The organism is Streptomyces prunicolor NBRC 13075, assembly GCF_000367365.1.
Lineage (GTDB): Bacteria > Actinomycetota > Actinomycetes > Streptomycetales > Streptomycetaceae > Streptomyces > Streptomyces prunicolor.
The window spans coordinates 17,908-35,490 of record NZ_BARF01000018.1; the positions used below are offsets into that span (position 1 = coordinate 17,908).

The 17,583-nt window shown below is 68.2% G+C and carries 15 protein-coding genes; 9 read left to right on the forward strand and 6 right to left on the reverse strand.

Features of this window, described 5'->3' with window-relative positions; translation table 11 throughout:
- Positions 1-85: 85 nt before the first annotated feature.
- The 4 genes from recD2 to SPR02S_RS08505 all read right to left on the reverse strand — a co-directional run bounded on the left by recD2 (position 86) and on the right by SPR02S_RS08505 (position 4,256).
- Complete coding sequence (gene recD2, locus SPR02S_RS08490; RefSeq protein WP_019056519.1) at positions 86-2,371, reverse strand: SF1B family DNA helicase RecD2; 2,286 nt, start codon at positions 2,369-2,371, stop codon at positions 86-88.
- Positions 2,372-2,559: 188 nt separating this feature from the next.
- On the reverse strand, positions 2,560-3,459 hold the full coding sequence (locus SPR02S_RS08495) for a methionyl-tRNA formyltransferase (protein ID WP_019056520.1): 900 nt from the start codon (positions 3,457-3,459) through the stop codon (positions 2,560-2,562).
- Between the two features lie 60 nt (positions 3,460-3,519).
- Entirely contained in the window at positions 3,520-4,047 is a 528-nt protein-coding gene (locus tag SPR02S_RS08500) for a DUF6879 family protein (protein WP_019056521.1), read from the reverse strand.
- A 5-nt stretch (positions 4,048-4,052) separates the two neighbouring features.
- Positions 4,053-4,256: a hypothetical protein gene (locus SPR02S_RS08505; RefSeq protein WP_019056522.1), complete on the reverse strand. Its 204-nt coding sequence runs from the start codon at positions 4,254-4,256 to the stop codon at positions 4,053-4,055.
- A 260-nt stretch (positions 4,257-4,516) separates the two neighbouring features.
- Here SPR02S_RS08505 and SPR02S_RS08510 point away from each other — a divergent pair, with 260 nt between their 5' ends.
- The 7 genes from SPR02S_RS08510 to SPR02S_RS64740 all read left to right on the forward strand — a co-directional run bounded on the left by SPR02S_RS08510 (position 4,517) and on the right by SPR02S_RS64740 (position 14,223).
- Positions 4,517-6,970, forward strand: coding sequence for an ATP-binding protein (locus tag SPR02S_RS08510; protein ID WP_019056523.1), 2,454 nt, complete (start codon positions 4,517-4,519; stop codon positions 6,968-6,970).
- A gap of 806 nt (positions 6,971-7,776) precedes the next feature.
- A complete protein-coding gene (locus SPR02S_RS08515) occupies positions 7,777-8,814 on the forward strand; it encodes a LacI family DNA-binding transcriptional regulator (protein ID WP_019056524.1) in 1,038 nt (345 codons plus the stop codon).
- Positions 8,811-10,364: a sugar ABC transporter ATP-binding protein gene (locus SPR02S_RS55425; protein ID WP_019056525.1), complete on the forward strand. Its 1,554-nt coding sequence runs from the start codon at positions 8,811-8,813 to the stop codon at positions 10,362-10,364. Before SPR02S_RS08515 ends, SPR02S_RS55425 begins: the two co-directional genes overlap by 4 nt.
- Complete coding sequence (locus tag SPR02S_RS08525) at positions 10,354-12,306, forward strand: ABC transporter permease/substrate-binding protein (RefSeq protein WP_019056526.1); 1,953 nt, start codon at positions 10,354-10,356, stop codon at positions 12,304-12,306. Before SPR02S_RS55425 ends, SPR02S_RS08525 begins: the two co-directional genes overlap by 11 nt.
- A gap of 117 nt (positions 12,307-12,423) precedes the next feature.
- The gene (locus SPR02S_RS08530) at positions 12,424-13,326 is read left to right on the forward strand and encodes a ribokinase (RefSeq protein ID WP_019056527.1); all 903 of its coding nucleotides are present in this window, start codon (positions 12,424-12,426) and stop codon (positions 13,324-13,326) included.
- The gene (gene rbsD / locus SPR02S_RS08535) at positions 13,323-13,715 is read left to right on the forward strand and encodes a D-ribose pyranase (RefSeq protein WP_019056528.1); all 393 of its coding nucleotides are present in this window, start codon (positions 13,323-13,325) and stop codon (positions 13,713-13,715) included. Before SPR02S_RS08530 ends, rbsD begins: the two co-directional genes overlap by 4 nt.
- Positions 13,716-14,037: 322 nt before the next feature.
- Complete coding sequence (locus SPR02S_RS64740; RefSeq protein WP_019056529.1) at positions 14,038-14,223, forward strand: hypothetical protein; 186 nt, start codon at positions 14,038-14,040, stop codon at positions 14,221-14,223.
- Positions 14,224-14,339: 116 nt separating this feature from the next.
- Here SPR02S_RS64740 and SPR02S_RS08545 read toward each other — a convergent pair whose 3' ends face one another.
- Positions 14,340-14,690 (reverse strand): hypothetical protein, encoded by a 351-nt coding sequence (locus SPR02S_RS08545; RefSeq protein WP_019056530.1) that lies wholly within the window; start codon positions 14,688-14,690, stop codon positions 14,340-14,342.
- A gap of 277 nt (positions 14,691-14,967) precedes the next feature.
- Positions 14,968-15,867 (reverse strand): LysR substrate-binding domain-containing protein, encoded by a 900-nt coding sequence (locus tag SPR02S_RS08550; RefSeq protein WP_019056531.1) that lies wholly within the window; start codon positions 15,865-15,867, stop codon positions 14,968-14,970.
- A gap of 197 nt (positions 15,868-16,064) precedes the next feature.
- Here SPR02S_RS08550 and SPR02S_RS08555 point away from each other — a divergent pair, with 197 nt between their 5' ends.
- Both SPR02S_RS08555 and SPR02S_RS08560 read left to right on the forward strand, forming a co-directional pair.
- Complete coding sequence (locus tag SPR02S_RS08555; RefSeq protein ID WP_019056532.1) at positions 16,065-17,075, forward strand: aldo/keto reductase; 1,011 nt, start codon at positions 16,065-16,067, stop codon at positions 17,073-17,075.
- 70 nt (positions 17,076-17,145) lie between these two features.
- Complete coding sequence (locus SPR02S_RS08560) at positions 17,146-17,577, forward strand: SRPBCC family protein (RefSeq protein ID WP_019056533.1); 432 nt, start codon at positions 17,146-17,148, stop codon at positions 17,575-17,577.
- The last annotated feature ends 6 nt before the right edge of the window (positions 17,578-17,583 follow it).

Consider the following 17,583-nt stretch of genomic DNA (forward strand, 5'->3'; position numbering starts at 1 on the left):
CATTGGGCCTATTGGCGGCACTCAGTGCCGCCAACCTGTTCATCCTGCCCCCTCTACCCCGGCATCTGGAAGTGCTGTGTGACCTTCATGACTCATTTGATCGATCATTTTTTACGGTCAGTCGGAAGTCCAGTGCCGTGCAGCGCCGCCCCGCCGACACCGTGCGCACGGCCTGCCCGATCGCCTTGCGCGATCCGACCAGCACAACCAGCTGTTTGGCCCGGGTGACGGCCGTATACAAAAGGTTCCGCTGGAGCATCATCCACGCGCCCGTGGTGACCGGGATCACCACAGCCGGATACTCACTGCCCTGCGAACGGTGAATTGTCACCGCATACGCGTGCGCCAGCTCGTCCAGTTCATCGAATTCGTACGGAACCTCCTCGTCCTCGTCCGTCAGCACCGTGAGGCGCTGGTCCACCGGGTCGAGTGAGGTGACAACGCCGACCGTGCCGTTGAAGACGCCGTTCGCGCCCTTCTCGTAGTTGTTGCGGATCTGGGTGACCTTGTCGCCGACCCGGAAGACCCGGCCACCGAACCGCTTCTCGGCGAGGTCGGGCCGGCCGGGCGTGATCGCCTGCTGCAGCAGTCCGTTGAGGTTGCCCGCGCCCGCCGGTCCCCGGTGCATGGGCGCGAGCACCTGCACGTCCCGGCGCGGGTCGAGCCCGAACTTGGCCGGAATCCGGCGCGCCACCACGTCCACGGTGAGCCGGCCGACCTCCTCCGTGTCGTCCTCGACGAAGAGGAAGAAGTCCTTCATGCCGTCGGTGACGGGGCGTTGGCCGGAGTTGATCCGGTGCGCGTTGGTGATCACGCCGGACTGCTGGGCCTGGCGGAACACGCGCGTGAGGCGCACGGCGGGGATCGGGCCGCCGTCGGCCAGCAGGTCGCGCAGCACCTCGCCGGCGCCGACGCTGGGGAGTTGGTCCACGTCTCCGACGAAGAGGAGATGGGCTCCTGGGGGTACGGCCTTGACGAGCTTGTTGGCGAGGAGGAGGTCGAGCATGGAGGCCTCGTCCACGACCACCAAGTCGGCGTCCAGGGGACGGTCCTTGTCGTAGGCCGCGTCGCCGCCGGGCTTGAGTTCGAGGAGGCGGTGGACGGTTGAGGCCTCGGCGCCCGTCAGTTCGGCGAGGCGCTTGGCTGCACGGCCGGTGGGGGCGGCGAGGACGACCTTGGCCTTCTTGGCGCGGGCCAGGTCGACGATCGAGCGGACCGTGAATGACTTTCCGCAGCCGGGGCCGCCGGTGAGGACGGCGACCTTTTTCGTGAGGGCGAGCTTGACGGCGGCCTCTTGCTCGGGGGCGAGTTCGACGCCCGTCTTGCCCTTCAGCCATCCCAGCGCCTTGTCCCAGGCCACGTCGTGGAAGCCGGGCATGCGGTCCGCGTCCGTGCGCAGAAGGCGGCGGAGCTGGGCGGCGAGGGAGAGCTCGGCGCGGTGGAAGGGGACGAGGTAGACGGCGGTGACGGGGTCGGGGCTGCCGTCGGGGCCGGGAACCTTCTCCCGTACGACACCGGGGTCGCCCGACTCCTCGTCCGGGAGGGCGAGTTCGGCGAGGCACTCGATGACGAGGCCGGTGTCGACCTGAAGGAGCTTCACCGCGTCGGCGATGAGCCGCTCTTCGGGGAGGTAGCAGTTGCCCTGGTCGGTGGCCTGCGAAAGGGCGTACTGGAGGCCTGCCTTGACGCGCTCCGGGCTGTCGTGCGGGATGCCGACGGACTGGGCGATCTTGTCGGCGGTGAGGAAGCCGATGCCCCAGACGTCGGAGGCGAGGCGGTACGGCTGGTTCTTGACGACGGAGATCGACGCGTCGCCGTACTTCTTGTAGATGCGGACCGCGATCGACGTGGACACCTCGACGGTCTGGAGGAAGAGCATGACCTCCTTGATCGCCTTCTGCTCCTCCCAGGCCTCGGCGATCTTCTTGGTGCGCTTGGGGCCGAGCCCGGGGACCTCGATGAGCCGCTTGGGCTCGTCCTCGATGATCTGGAGCGTGTCCAGGCCGAAGTGCTGGGTGATGCGGTCGGCGAAGACGGGGCCGATGCCCTTGACGAGGCCGGAGCCGAGGTAGCGGCGGATGCCCTGGATGGTGGCGGGGAGCAGTGTTGTGTAGTTCTCCACGGTGAACTGCTTGCCGTATTGGGGGTGCGAGCCCCAACGGCCCTCCATGCGGAGGGATTCGCCGGCCTGGGCGCCGAGCAGTGCGCCTACGACGGTGAGGAGATCGCCGCCGCCTCGGCCGGTGTCGACACGGGCGACTGTGTAGCCGGTCTCGTCGTTGGCGTAGGTGATGCGTTCCAGGACGCCTTCGAGGACGGCGAGGTGGCGCTCGTCTGTGGGGGTCCCCGGTTTTGCCGCCTGGTTGGACATGGGTCGACGGTACCGGGCGGGTGTGACAGGGGGCTGCGGAACCCTGGGCAGGTCCGTGGGGCCTCGGCGTCTGAATGCTCCCGCACGGGGTCGTCGCAATCGGCACCCTCTTGGTGAGTGCGACTTTGGGGAGCAGTTGGGTACGCAGCGCCTGCATCGGACAGTGGCCGAGCTACGTTACGTATGGCTCAGGTGCGATGGGGCCCACGGACACCCTCCCCCTTGTTCCTTTCGGACTCCGTGTTCCTTTCGGACTCCGTGATCCACAATGGTTTGCCGTCGCCGCAGGTGACGCGGAGTCCATCGGCTGGTTCAAGGCTGGTGCGCTTCACTTGAAGCCAGGTGTCGCCCACCTGGGCAAGGGGGCGATCGGGCGATCGCATGAAGCGATGCGTCCTGACCTGGTCGTGGATCGTACGGGCGCTGTCCGACCAGTGGATGACGGAGAACTCCGCTTCCATGAACCCCGCGTAGCTGGCCGCCGCGTCGTTCTGTGGCTCGCCGGCGTGGCCGGCCGCCGCCCGGTCCAGCGAGGTGCGAAGCAAATCGCGAACAACGGGCATGGCCTTGGTGCAGTAGCTCGCCCAGTCGATGTCGTCAGCGAGGGGAATTCCATCCTGCTGGGCGAGAACATTCCCGGTGTCGAAGTCGTCGTCCATTCGGTGCACGCTGACACCACCGGTCGGGTCGCCATTGCGGATCGCCCACAGCAACGGCGCCGGACCGCGATACTTCGGCAGCATCGAGACATGAATGTTGAGTGCGCCCAACCTCGGAATCGCCAATACGGAAGGCGGAAGCTTCCAGGCGAACCCAAACACGACCAGAAGGTCGGGCCGGTAACTCTCCAGCATGAGACCGAGCCCTTTGACGCCCCCGGGAAGCATCAGATCCATCCCTGGCGGAACCGCGTCGAGAATGGCGGCCGTTGTTTCACCGGCGTCGCCGAGAATCGGGCCGCCGGATCGAAGGGAACGACCGTAGAAATACGCGACCGGAAGATGACCGGCGTCGGTGCACGCCGCATGAATCGTGGAGAACTCGGCGGGCCCGGAGGAGATCACGCCGATTCGGAGAGCAGTCGACATCCAGCTGTTCCTCATAGAGCGGATCGGCGGCAGGTATTCCGCCGATCACCGTCAAGACCGTCAAATCAAGGTGTACTCGCTGTGCGGAATGCCCAGCTTCCAGACCGATTCGAAAGCCTTGACACACACCTCCGCCACCTGGGGATCTTTACTCAGTTCGTTGCCGACCCAGCCGCCGTCTCCGGTGAAGTGGTTGAACAACACGGTGGAACTGTCGAAGATCCAGCAGTCGTTGCCCGGCAACGCCAGCCCTGAAGCGCGCGTACGAGGCAGCCAGCGCACATCCTCACCGGCCGCGATGTTCTGGGGCGTACCCTCGTGCTCGAACCGGATGTACTCGGTGACCGGTTCGGAGACGATCCGGGCCCGGCGAAGCTCCACACCCCGCGCGGCGGTGGCCCGCATCAGGTCGAGCCAGCCGGCCTTGCTCGCGGCGTCCTCCTCGGGCCCCCACTCACCGGCCCGCCACTTCTCGATGTCCGCCCGCTCCTCCGCGACGGCGTAGTGATCCCGCATCTCCAGATGCCAGGCAGATTCGCGGCAGGAATTGAAAAGCCGGGCCCAGCCTTCTGCGTCGAGAGACTCCATTCACATCATCCTTCATCTTTCGGCAAGTACGAGAACAGCGACGCGGGCACTCGGACGACCGTTTCCCCGTCCGGTATATTCATCTGTACCAGATCATTCGGGTCTCCGATCAAATAGCCCTGCACGATGAAATCGCCGCTTTCCTCGTCCCGGTACAAGCGCGGTGAACCGCCCTGACCCGTGGAGCCACCGACGAAGGTAATCTTCATGACTGTCCCTCACTCTTCGATGCCGCGAATCACTCCATGATGTTGTAAACATGCAATGGGTACAACGACGATCATCGTAGCTGACCAAGGCTCCTCTGTGAGGCACGAATCCCATATCTCCCAATCAAGATGGAGGGAACAAGCCACGGAGTGATTGCCTCCGGTGCGGCACCGGGTTCGGCGTACTGGTTCATGGGTAACTCGGCTTGGCGACGCCGAGCGGGCGACCGGTAAGGGGACGAGAGAGGAGTGGAGGGGATGTGACGGAGAAGCGGATCGGTCACGATGGAGAGCCGGGATCCGAGCCTCGCCCGGGCACCAACAACGACCTCGCCGGAACGGCTGGCAACGTGGTCCAGGCCGGTGAAGTCCGGGGCGGCGTGCATTTTCACAGCGTGGCACTCGCGTCGGCTCCCTGCCCGGCCCAACTGCCCGGCGATGTGGGCGGCTTCGTCAACCGGATCGATGAACTGCGGTCCCTGCACGCCCTGCTGGAGCTTCCACCACCCGGAACCCAGCAGAATTCGGGGATATTGCGCATTGCCGTTGTCGTCGGCACCGCCGGAGTGGGCAAGACATCGCTCGCCATCCGCTGGGCGCACCAGATCAAGGAGCACTTTCCCGATGGGCAGCTGTACGTCAACCTGCACGGCTACGACCCGGGCCCGCCGGTGATCGTCACGGATGTCCTGGGACGTTTCCTGCGTGCGCTTGACGTGCCGCTGGAGCACATACCCACTGGTGAAGAGCCACGCGCGGAACTGTTCCGGTCGGTGACGGCCGACCGCCGCGTGCTCATCGTCCTGGACAACGCCGCCACCGCCGGCGAGATCCGACCACTTCTGCCCGGCTCCTCCAGCTGTCTGGTGGCAATCACGAGTCGTACCCGCATGTCGGGTTTGGTGGTGCGGGAAGGGGCACATCGAGTGGGTGTGGAAACGCTGTCTCAAGCCGAATCCGTGCAGTTGCTGCGCACCGTCTTCGCCGGGTACCGGACCGGCGACGACCAGGAAGAGCTCGCCGAATTGGCGCGATTGTGCGCCCGGCTGCCGCTGGCCCTCCGAATCGTGGCCGAACGCGCTGCGGCACGGCCGCGCATGCCTCTGCGCGACCTGATCGCCGATCTGCGCGACGAGTCCGGACTGTGGGACGCGCTGTCGGTGACAGGCGAGGGAGAGACAGAGGAAGCGGACGCGGTGCGCACGGTGTTCGCCTGGTCGTACCGCACGCTCACCCCGCAGAACGCTCGGATGTTCCGGTTACTGGGACTGCATCCGGGACCTGAATTCAGGGTGGAGGCCGCCGCGGCCCTCGCAGCCACCACCACGGTCCGCGCCCGACGCCACCTCGACAGCCTGGCCGCCGCGCATCTGCTGGAGGAGTGTGGTCACGACCGCTACCAGTTCCACGACCTGCTGCGTGCCTACGCCGTCGACCAGACCCAGCGCGAGGAATCACCGGAGAGCCGGCGTGCCGCGCTGGAACGGGTCCTCGGCTGGTACTTGCACTCGGCTGCCGCTGCCGCCCTGGCGGGCTCATGCTCGTACACGATGCCGCTGACGCTGGAACCGGTGGACGATCACGTCAGGCCGATGTCCTTCGACGACGGAGACGATGGAAAGGCGGGGATCGCCTGGTACGAGACCGAGCGCGACAATCTGATCACCGCGGTCCGTATCGCCGGCGCCATCGGGCTGGACCGGGTCGCCTGGCAGATCCCCGCCGTGCTGACGATGGTCATCGCGGACCGGGAGCCGGCCGACACCTGGCTGCCTGCCCAGCGCATGGCCCTCGAATCGGCTCTCCGGGCGGGTGACCGGTACGGGGAAGCGATCACCCTCGACAACCTCGGCATCGCCTGCCGGCATCTTTTCCGGCTGGCCGAGGCCGAGGAGTGCTTCAGTGCCGCGCTGAATACCTTTCAGGAACTCGGGAACGTGTTCGGGGTTGCTCGGGCCGCCAACGGCCTGGGCGTGACCCATATGTTCGCGCATCGCGTCGAGGACGCCACCACCTGTTTCGAGCAGGCGCTGGAGCAGGCGAACGAACTCGGCAACGTCCTCTACACCGGCGCCTTCACCCGCAATCTCGGATGGGCGTTCCTCGAATGCGACGAACTCGACCGGGCGGAGGAATTACTGAGCCGATCGGCCGCCATTCTGGCCGACGCGAAAGAGCCGCTGGAACAGGCCGAAGCGCTGACCCTGCTGTCGGCCGTCCACCGGCGAGCGGGACGATTCACGCCGGCGAACGAGACGGCCGAGCGGGCACTGGCCATCGCGGGCGAAGCCGACGGCAAGCTGTTCGAGTCCCTCGCTCTCCTGGAACTGGGCCGCAACGCCGTCGCGCAGAGAGAGGCCACCGAGGCCCTCGCCCACCTCCAGCAGGCCGCCGCCCTGTTCCAGCGCATCGGCCGTCCCGATCTTCAGGCTGCCGCGTGGGACGCGACCGGCGAGGCGTATCTCCTGCTCGGGCGAGTCGAGGAAGCCGTCGCATTCCACCGCCAGGCGTGTTCGGCGTTCCGTAGCAGGGACGACCGCTGGTCCCTGGCACTTTCCCTGGCTCATCTCGCCGTGGCACTGACCCACCAGGGAGCTCCGCAGGAAGCACGGGAGCAGCGCCGCGAGGCTCTTCGCCTGCTCACGGCGTTCCACGACACCGTGGCGCAAGCGAGGCGATCCGAGGTGGAGGCTGCAGCCCGGGCGGAGACCTAGACCGTCCCGGCCATGTCCCCCGGCAGGCGAGGCGCAGTTGGTCCCTGCGGCAGGGACATCGTGAGCGGTACGGCAGTCCAGAGGCTGCTGAGCGACGTGCCTGGAGGCTCGGCTCCAACGCCGCCCGCTCGGCCAAACCTGGTCGTGCCCGGTGCAGATGGATCGCCCACAGCGCCTGCCTCCTCACGCCCAGCGCCCGCTACCTGGCCGTCGCCAAGAAGAACCGTCCCGGCCTGCATGAGCAGGTCAGAAAGCGCAGCCTTCCGCCGCCTCGCCCGTCCCGGCGCCCGCCAGGCCATACAAGTCGTCTGACGGCGAAGTGAACTGAGTACCGGCAAGATCACCATCGAGCGGGTCCACGTGACCACCAGCCGGGACATCTACGACGCCATCCCGACCCAGCTCGCCGCCTGGGTCAGAAGCCACCGGGGCATCGAGAACCTCCCGCACCACGTCGGTCGCCGTCCTCCGCCACACCAGCCCCGGCCACCACAGCCCGCTGTCAGCCCTCGGCCTCGCATGATCAACCCGGACAGACCGCGATCACGCAATGCCCCTGGGGAGTCAGCGGCCGACGGTCAAGTACCGGCCGAGGTCGACGCCCAGGTCTGCGACGAGCACGAGGGCGAGGGCGAGGGCGAGGCGGCGGCATCACGAGGACTGCCGAAGCCTGATCGAACACCTGGTCCCGGCGTGCCGCCGTTCATCACGATCGGGTCTCAGAGGTCGATCAGGGTCTTGATTTATTCGCATGTAATCGATTCCAATCCTCCATGTAATCGATTCCACGAGGAGGTGGAACGGCGATGGCGAGCATCAAGGACGTCGCCGCCGAGGCCGGGGTTTCCGTGGCCACGGTGTCGCGGGTGCTGAACGACCATCCGTCGGTCAGTGACGACGCGCGTACCCGCGTGCTGGCCGCCGTAGAGGCGCTGGGCTACCGCCCGAACGCCGTCGCCCGTTCGTTGCGTACCGATCAGACGCGCACCCTCGGGCTGGTCATCAGCGACGTGCTCAACCCGTACTTCACCGAGCTGGCCCGCTCCGTCGAGGAGGAGGCCCGCGCCCTCGGGTACAGCGTGATCATCGGCAACGCCGACGAGCGGCCGGAGCTGCAGGACCACCACGTGCGGACGCTGCTGGACCGGCGTATCGACGGACTGCTCGTCTCCCCCACCGACGGCGGCTCCCCCGGCATGCTGGACGCCGCCCGCGCCGGGACCCCGATGGTGTTCGTGGACCGGTGGATCCCGGGCCTGGACGTGCCCGTCGTGCGGGCCGACGGGCGGGCCGCGATCCGGGATCTCGTCGCGCATCTGCACGGGCTCGGGCATCGCAGGCTCGCCATCATCGGGGGGCCTGCTGCCACCACGACCGGCAGTGAGCGCGTCGCTGCCTTCAGGGACGCGCTGGCCGAGTACGGGATACCCCTCCCCGACGTCTACATCGGCCAGGGCGACTTCCAGGTCGAGAGCGGGCGGCGGGTGACCGAAGGGTTTCTCGATCTGCCCGAGCCGCCCGAGGTCGTGTTCGCCGCCGACAACCTGATGGCCCTGGGTGCCCTGGACGCCGTACGCGCGCGTGGGTTGCGGGTTCCGGAGGATCTCGCGCTGGCCGCGTTCGACGACATCCGGTGGTTCGTGCACACCGATCCGCCGATCACCGCGATCGCTCAGCCCACGGGCGAGTTGGGGCGGGCCGCCGTGCGTGCGCTCGTCGACCAGATCGAAGGACGGCCCCCGCCGTCCGTCACCCTTCCCGCCCGGCTCGTCGTGCGCCGCTCGTGCGGCGAACCCGGTGAGCCGGGAACCTCGTCATCCCCTGTTCGAAGGAGCCAGTCGTGAGCAACCAGGACGAGTTGCTGCGCATCGAGGGCATCCGCAAGACCTTCCCCGGTGTCGTCGCGCTGGACGGCGTCGACTTCGATCTGCGCCGGGGTGAGGTCCATGTGCTGCTCGGTGAGAACGGCGCGGGCAAGAGCACCCTCATCAAGATGCTCTCCGGTGCTTATCGCCCCGACGGCGGTCGCATCCTGGCCGCCGGCGAGGAGGTGCGCATCCACAGTGCGCAGGACTCCGCGCACCTCGGGATCGCCACCATCTACCAGGAGTTCAACCTCGTTCCCGATCTGACGGTCGCCGAGAACATCTTTCTGGGGCGGCAGCCGCGTCGCCTCGGGATGATCGACCGGAAGCGGATGGAGGCCGACGCCGCCGTTCTGCTGGAGCGGGTGGGTGTGAACGTCTCGCCGCGCGCTCGGGTGCGTGAACTCGGTATCGCGCGGCTCCAGATGGTCGAGATCGCGAAGGCGCTCAGCCTGAACGCGCGCGTGCTGATCATGGACGAGCCGACCGCCGTGCTCACCTCGGAAGAGGTCGAGAAGCTGTTCTCCATCGTGCGTCAACTGCGCGCTGACGGGGTCGGGATCGTCTTCATCACCCATCACCTGGAGGAGATCGCTGCCCTCGGGGACCGCGTCACCGTCATTCGGGACGGGAAGAGCGTGGGGGAGGTGCCTGCCTCCACCCCTGAAGACGAGCTTGTACGGCTCATGGTCGGGCGGTCGATCGAGCAGCAGTATCCGCGTGAACGGCCGGACGCCGGCGCCGCGTTGCTCTCCGTCGAGGGGCTCACCCGTGACGGGGTCTTCCACGACATCAGCTTCGAGGTGCGGGCCGGTGAGGTCGTCGGCATCGCCGGGCTCGTCGGGGCCGGTCGTACCGAAGTCGTACGGGCTGTCTTCGGGGCCGACCCGTACGACCAGGGGGCGGTCACCGTCTCCGGTGGGCTCATCCCCAAGCATGACGTCAACGCGGCCATGGCGGCCGGGATCGGGCTCGTGCCCGAGGACCGCAAGGGGCAGGGGCTCGTCCTCGACCAGTCCGTGGAGGAGAACCTCGGGCTCGTCACCATGCGGGCCGCCACCAAGGGTGGTCTTGTCGATCTCAAGGGGCAGCGCGAGGCCGCCGCGCGGATCGCGAAGCAGCTGGGCGTGCGGATGGCCGGACTCGGCCAGCAGGTACGGACGTTGTCCGGCGGCAACCAGCAGAAGGTCGTCATCGGCAAGTGGCTGCTCGCCGACACCAAGGTGCTGATCCTCGACGAGCCGACGCGCGGTATCGACGTCGGCGCCAAGGTCGAGATCTATCAGCTGATCAATGAGCTGACGGCCGCCGGTGCCGCCGTGCTCATGATCTCCAGTGATCTGCCCGAAGTTCTCGGCATGAGTGACCGGGTGCTGGTCATGGCCCAGGGGCGGATCGCGGGCGAACTCTCCGCCGAACAGGCCACGCAGGACTCCGTGATGGCACTCGCCGTCAGCACGCCCAGCACACCGACCCAAGCGACTACCGCTCAAGCAACTACCGCTGTGGAGGGCCACCGTGGCCACTGACACGCTCAAGAGCACGCCGGGCGCGAGTGGCGCCTCGGGGATCCGCCGACTGCTGCTCGACAACGGCGCGTTGACCGCGCTCATCGTCCTGGTCATCGCCATGTCGGCGCTGTCCGGCGACTTCCTGACCACCGACAACCTTCTCAACGTCGGTGTCCAGGCGGCCGTGACCGCCATCCTCGCCTTCGGCGTCACCTTCGTGATCGTCTCGGCGGGCATCGACCTGTCGGTCGGTTCGGTGGCGGCCCTCTCGGCCACCGTGCTGGCCTGGAGCGCCACGCAGCACGGCGTCCCGGTCTTCCTCGCCGTCGTCCTCGCGATCGCCACGGGTATCGCGGCCGGTCTCGTCAACGGTTTCCTCATCGCCTACGGCAAACTGCCGCCGTTCATCGCGACGTTGGCGATGTTGTCGGTGGCGCGCGGTCTGTCGCTGGTGATCTCGCAGGGCTCCCCGATCGCCTTCCCCGACTCGGTCTCGCACCTCGGTGACACGCTCGGCGGGTGGCTGCCGGTGCCGGTCCTGGTGATGATCGCGATGGGGCTGATCGCCGCCTTCATCCTCGGGCGGACCTACATCGGCCGTTCCATGTACGCGATCGGCGGCAACGAAGAGGCCGCGCGGCTCTCGGGGTTGCGCGTCTCCAAGCAGAAGCTCGCGATCTACGCCCTGTCCGGGGTCTTCGCCGCCGCCGCGGGCATCGTCCTCGCCTCCCGGCTCTCCTCCGCGCAGCCGCAGGCCGCCGACGGTTACGAGCTGGACGCGATCGCCGCTGTCGTCATCGGCGGCGCCTCCCTCGCGGGCGGCACCGGCAAGGCGTCCGGCACGCTGATCGGCGCGCTGATCCTCGCGGTGCTGCGCAACGGCCTCAACCTCCTTTCCGTGTCCGCCTTTTGGCAGCAGGTCGTCATCGGTGTCGTCATCGCGCTGGCGGTCCTGCTGGACACCGTGCGCCGCAAGGCGGGCGCAACTCCCGCCTCCGGTGCGGGCGATGGCGGTGGCAGCAAGAGCAAGCAGGCGACCACGTACGCGCTCGCGGCCGTCGTCACCATCGCGATCGTCGGCGCGACCTCCTTCCTGCACAACGACTCCTCTACGTCCGCGAAGCCCAAGCTCGGTCTGTCGCTCTCCACGCTCAACAACCCGTTCTTCGTGCAGATCCGGTCGGGCGCGCAGGCCGAGGCGAAGAAGCTGGGCCTGGACCTGACCGTCACGGACGCGCAGAACGACGCCTCCCAGCAGGCCAACCAGCTCCAGAACTTCACCAGTTCCAACTACGGCGCGATCATCGTCAACCCGGTGGACTCGGACGCGGCGAGCAACTCCGTGAAGGCCGCCGACAAGGCGAAGATCCCGGTCATCGCCGTCGACCGGGGCGTCAACAAGGCGGCCGTGGACACGCTCGTCGCCTCCGACAACGTCGTGGGCGGTGAACTCGCCGCCAAGACCGTCGCCGAGAAGCTGGGCGGCAGCGGCAAGATCGTCATCCTCCAGGGCCAGGCGGGCACTTCGGCGGCGCGCGAGCGGGCGGAGGGCTTCGCCAAGGGGCTGAAGGCCTACCCCGGCATCCAGGTCGTCGCCCAGCAGCCGGCCGACTTCGACCGCACCAAGGGCCTCGACGTGATGTCGAACCTGCTCCAGGCCCACCCCGACGTCCAGGGCGTCATCGCCGCCAACGACGAGATGGCCCTCGGCGCGATCAAGGCGCTCGGCTCCAAGGCCGGCAAGTCGGTCTCGGTCGTCGGCTTCGACGGCACGCCGGACGGCCTGACCGCCGTGAAGCAGGGCACGCTGTACGCGTCCGTGGCACAGCAGCCCAGCCAGCTCGGCAAGATTGCCGTGGACAACGCGCTGCGCGCCGCTCAGGGCAAGAAGGTGGAGACGACGGTGAAGGTGCCGGTCAAGGTCGTCACCAAGGAGAACGTGGCCGGCTTCACCGGCTGACCACGACCGCCCGACAAGCACCACCCGACAAGCACCGCCTGACAAGCACCGCCTGACAAGCACCGCCTGACAACGACCGGATCAACGCTCCAAGTCACCACTGTGGGGAGTCAATTGATGTACGACTACGACCTCCTGGTCGTGGGATCGGCCAACGCCGACCTCGTGATCGGCGTCGAGCGGCGGCCGGGCGCCGGCGAGACGGTCCTCGGTTCCGACCTGGCCGTCCACCCCGGCGGCAAGGGCGCCAACCAGGCGGTCGCCGCCGCCCGGCTGGGAGCCCGTACGGTCCTGCTGGCCCGGGTCGGCGACGACGCGAACGGCCGGCTGCTGCTCGACTCGCAGCGGGCCGCCGGTGTCGACACGGTGGGTGTGCTGGTCGGCGGTGCGCCGACCGGGGTCGCGCTGATCACGGTGGACCCGTCCGGGGACAACAGCATCGTGGTGTCGCCCGGCGCCAACGGAAAGCTGTTCCCCGTGGACGTCCAGGCCGCCGGGTGCCTCTTCCAGGCCGCCCGGGTGGTCTCCGTACAGCTGGAGATCCCGCTGGAGACGGTCGTGGAGGTCGTCCGGAGTCTCGCGGACGGCAGCCGCTTCGTGCTGAACCCGTCGCCGCCGCGGCCACTCCCGGCCGAAGTCCTGGCCGCCTGCGACCCGTTGATCGTCAACGAGCACGAGGCGAAGGTGATCCTCGGGGACGCGTGTGTGAGCGAGCGGCCCGAGGACTGGGCGCGGATCCTGCTGGCGAAGGGGCCGCGTTCGGTGGTCGTGACGCTGGGTGCGGAGGGTGCGTTGGTGGCGTCCAAGGACGGGGTCACGCGGGTGCCGTCCGTGAAGGTGGACGCCGTGGACACGACGGGTGCGGGGGACGCGTTCACCGCGGCGCTGGCGTGGAAGCTGGGTGCGGGGTTGTCGTTGGCCGAGGCGGCGGAGTACGCGGCCAGGGTCGGGGCGGTGGCCGTCACAAAGAAGGGCGCCCAGGACTCCTTCCCGACGGCGGACGAGGTCGCCGCGCTGTGAAGAAGGCAGGGATTCTCAACCGTCATCTCTCCGGCGCGCTGGCCGAGTTGGGGCACGGGGACGGGGTGCTGGTGTGCGACGCCGGGATGCCGATCCCGAAGGGCCCCCGGGTGGTGGACCTGGCGTTCCGGGCCGGGGTGCCGTCGTTCGAGGAAGTGCTGGACGGGTTGCTGGCCGAGCTGGTGGTGGAGGGGGCGACGGCGGCGAGCGAGGTGCGCGGCGCGAATCGAGCGGCCACGGCGCTGCTCGACGCGCGCTTCCCCGACGGCCTGGACCTCGTCTCCCACGAGCGGCTCAAGGAGCTGTCGGCGGGTGCGCGGCTGATCGTACGGACGGGCGAGGCGCGGCCGTACGCGAACGTGCTGTTGCGGTGCGGGGTGTTTTTCTAGCGCCCGTCCGGAGCCCGGCAGGGTGACCGGCGTGCCGGAAAAAATTCGAGGGGGCCCGGTCCGTCGACCAAGCCCCCTCGGGTTTTCCCCTCCACCATCAGGACCCCCACGATCCCCCCAGATCCCCCTCCAAGAGTCCTGATGCCATGTACGACCCACGGACTACGGGGAGGGTTGTACGACATCTTGAGAATTCTTCAAGACACGGACGAGGCGCGCGCGAGGGAGGCCGTCGGCACGACGGCCTCGGCGCTGTCCGGCGAGGCGGCGGCCGTGGAGTCCCCGGCTGCCGAGGCACCTCAGGGGGGCTCCGCTCCAGGGCGTGGCCACGCTGGGCGGGTTCGCGACCGGGGGGCTCATGGCCGGGGTGCCGGCGAAGGCGGCGAAGCCCGTGGCGAACGCGGTGGCCAAGAAGACGGGGCTGCCGCCGGCGACCGTCACGCGGGTCGTCGAGATGCTGATCCCGGCGGTACTCGCGGTGCTCACGAAGCGGGCGGCGAAGAAGTAACCCGTGCGGTGCGGGTGTTGGCCGGTCGGTACGGCATACTCCTGACCTCCTGCCCCACCCCGGATCGAACGGGGTGGGGCAGGGCTCAGGGGTGTGTCAGTGCGGGGTGGTCGGCGTCAGCGGACGGTGACCGAGACACCCTTGGACACGGCGGCGCCGTCCTTGACCCGCAGGACCTGGACGCCCTTCTTCTGGAACTTGTCGGTCAGCTTGTAGGCGCTGTGGTTGACCTTGACGGTCACCGGCAGGGACTTCCAGGCCTTGCCGGTCTTGACCTGGAGCGTGACCTTGCTGCCCTCCTTCAGACCGGCGGTCTTGCCGGTGAAGGTGACCACGTCACCGAGCTTCACGGCGGCGTGGTTGGCCTTGAGGGTGATGCTGGGCGCCGGGGCGGCGACGGCGGCGGTGGTGCCGACGGCGACGAGCGCGGCGGAGACCACGGACACGGCGGCGATACGCACGTTCACAGACAACTCCTTGTTTTGTTTCTCGAATTACTTCTCTTATGCATCTCTCAGGCTTCTCTCATACAAGAGAAAGCCCGGAAGGCCGCGCTTCCGGGCTTTCTCCCGGCCCCGCGGCGAGCACGATCCTACAGACATGACCTGGGGAGATACGGTTCCGAAAAGCTCCGAAAAACCTAAATCGACAGGCTGTTCACAGGAATTACGCACACTGCGCGGACCCTGATCTGCGTTTATAAAAATGAGCTGTGTGAAGGTGACTCTCACATTCCGGCTGCGCTCAGGCGGCGCCCCGGCCCGCGAGGACCGTTTCGCGGAACGAGGCGACCACGGGCCGTAGATCGACCCGGTGCCAGGCCGCCCACAGTTGGACGGACGCTCCGTGCCAGGGCAGTTCGCGTACCGCGACGCCGTCGGTCGTGCCGCGCATCATGCTCTTCTGGATGAGCGCGAGGCCGAGACCGGAGGCGACCAGTCCCAGCGCGGTGAGCGGATCGGCCGCGTCCAGACGGATGTCCGGGGTGAAGCCGGAGGCCACGCACGACGCGACGAACGTGTCGCGCCAGGCCGGGTCGTGAGAGTCGCCCACCGCGATCCACGGCTGCCCGTCAAGGGCCTCGGGGGTCAACTCCGCCTGCCCCGCGAGGGGATGCTCCGCGGGCAGCGCGAGCAGCAACGGATCCCGCAGCAAAGGGGCCGTGTCCAGGTCCGGGTCGTCCTCGGGCGGCGGTGTGCGCACCAGCGCGATGTCGAGGCTGCGCTGGCGCAGCCCCTCGAACTGCTCGGCCGACTCCTGGTCGTACAGCGCGACGTGAATCCCCGGGCGCCGATCGCGCAGGGTGCGCAGGGCGGTGGGCAGGATGCCCGTGTGCATGGCGTCGGCCACGTAGCCGATGCACAGACCGCCCTCCTCGCCGCGGCCGAGCCGCCGACCGAGGTTCTCCAGCCGGTCCGCGTGGCGCAGCAGGGCACGCGCCTCGGTCAGGAAGACCCGGCCGTCGGAGGTCAGCCGGATGCGCTGCTGACTGCGTTCGAAAAGGGTCAGGCCCAGGTTCTTCTCGAGCTGGGCGATCTGCCGGCTGAGCGGCGACTGGGAGATGTGCAGCTGCTCGGCGGCCCGGCCGACGTGTTCGGTCTCGGCGACGGCGACGAAGTAGCGGAGTTGGCGCAGGTCAAGCATGTAGGACCTCGGAGGACTCAAGTATGTCCAAGCAAGTCTTGGACAGTCTCACCCAAGGATCCTAACCTCGAACACGCAAGGCCGACGGATCGCGCATTCAAGGATGAATCCGCCGTAATCACCACCTCTCGGCACTCATCGCCATCCCTCATCACCATCACCATCACCATCACCATCACCCTCGCAAGGATCCCCCCATGAGCATCAAGCCCCTCCTGCCCGGCGCCCTCGGCTTCGGCACCGCACCGCTCGGCAACATGTTCCGCGCCATCCCCGACGAGGAGGCCGCAGCCACCGTCGAAGCCGCCTGGGACCAGGGCATCCGCTACTTCGACACCGCGCCCTTCTACGGCGCGGGACTCTCCGAGATCCGGCTCGGTGACGTACTGGCGCAGCACCCCCGCGACGAGTTCGTCCTCAGCACGAAGGTCGGCCGCGTCATCCTCGACGAGATCGAGGACCCGGCCGCACGCGACCTCGGCGAGAAGGGCGGCCTCTTCGAACACGGCCGCCCGAACAAGATGGTCAACGACTACACCGCCGACGCCACCCTCCGCTCCATCGAGGACAGCCTCAAGCGCCTGCGGACGGATCGCCTCGACATCGTGTGGGTGCACGACGTGGCCCAGGACTTCTACGGCGACGAGTGGCTGGCCGCCTACGAGACCGCCCGCACCGGCGCGTTCCGTGTCCTGCAGAAGCTGCGCGAGGAGGGCGTCATCAAGGCCTGGGGCCTTGGCGTCAACCGCGTGGAACCCCTGGAGCTCACCCTCGACCTGGACGAGCCGAAGCCCGACGCCTTCCTCCTCGCCGGCCGCTACACCCTCCTCGACCACGACCGCGCCCTGCAGCGCCTGCTGCCCGCCGCAGCCGCGCAGGACGTCGACATCGTGGTCGGCGGCCCCTACAGCTCGGGCATCCTCGCCGGCGGAACGCACTTCGAGTACCAGCAGGCGCCCGCGCACATCATCGACAAGGTGGCGCGGATCAAGGCGCTCACCCAGCGGCACGGGGTCGGTATCAAGTCCGCCGCGCTGCAGTTCTCCCTCGCCCATCCGGCGACGGCAGCCGTGATCCCCGGCGCCACCAGGCCCAGCCGCATCGCCGAGGACCTGGCCGCTCTCGGCGAGCCGATCCCGGCCGCGTTCTGGACGGATCTGCGCGCGGAGCGGCTGATAGCGCAGGACGCGCCCGTGCCCACCGCCTGACCCCCTACGCCCCCTACGCCCCCTACGCCCCCTACGCCCCCTACGCCCCCTACGCCCCCAGGAGGATCCCGTGGCCACGACCACCGCATCCCTCGACATACCCGCCTCGCCCGACCGCGTCTGGCAGCTCATCGGCGGCTTCGACTCGCTGCCCGACTGGCTCCCCTACATCCCCGCCAGCGAACTCAGCGACGGCGGACGCGTCCGCAGCCTCCGGAACGAGGACGGCGGCGTGATCGTCGAGCGCCTCGAAGCCTTCGACAACAAGGCCCGCACCTACAGCTACTCGATCCTCCAGGCCCCCTTCCCCGTCACCGGCTACCTCTCCACCCTCACGGTGCACGAGACACCCGGGCAGGACACGGCCCGCGTCGAGTGGTCCGGCGCCTTCACGCCGGACGGCATCAGCGACGACGAGGCCATCGCCCTGTTCCAGGGCATCTACGCGGACGGCCTCGCCGCACTGAAGCAGACGCTCACCGTTTCCGACCGGCGCGCGTGACCCCGC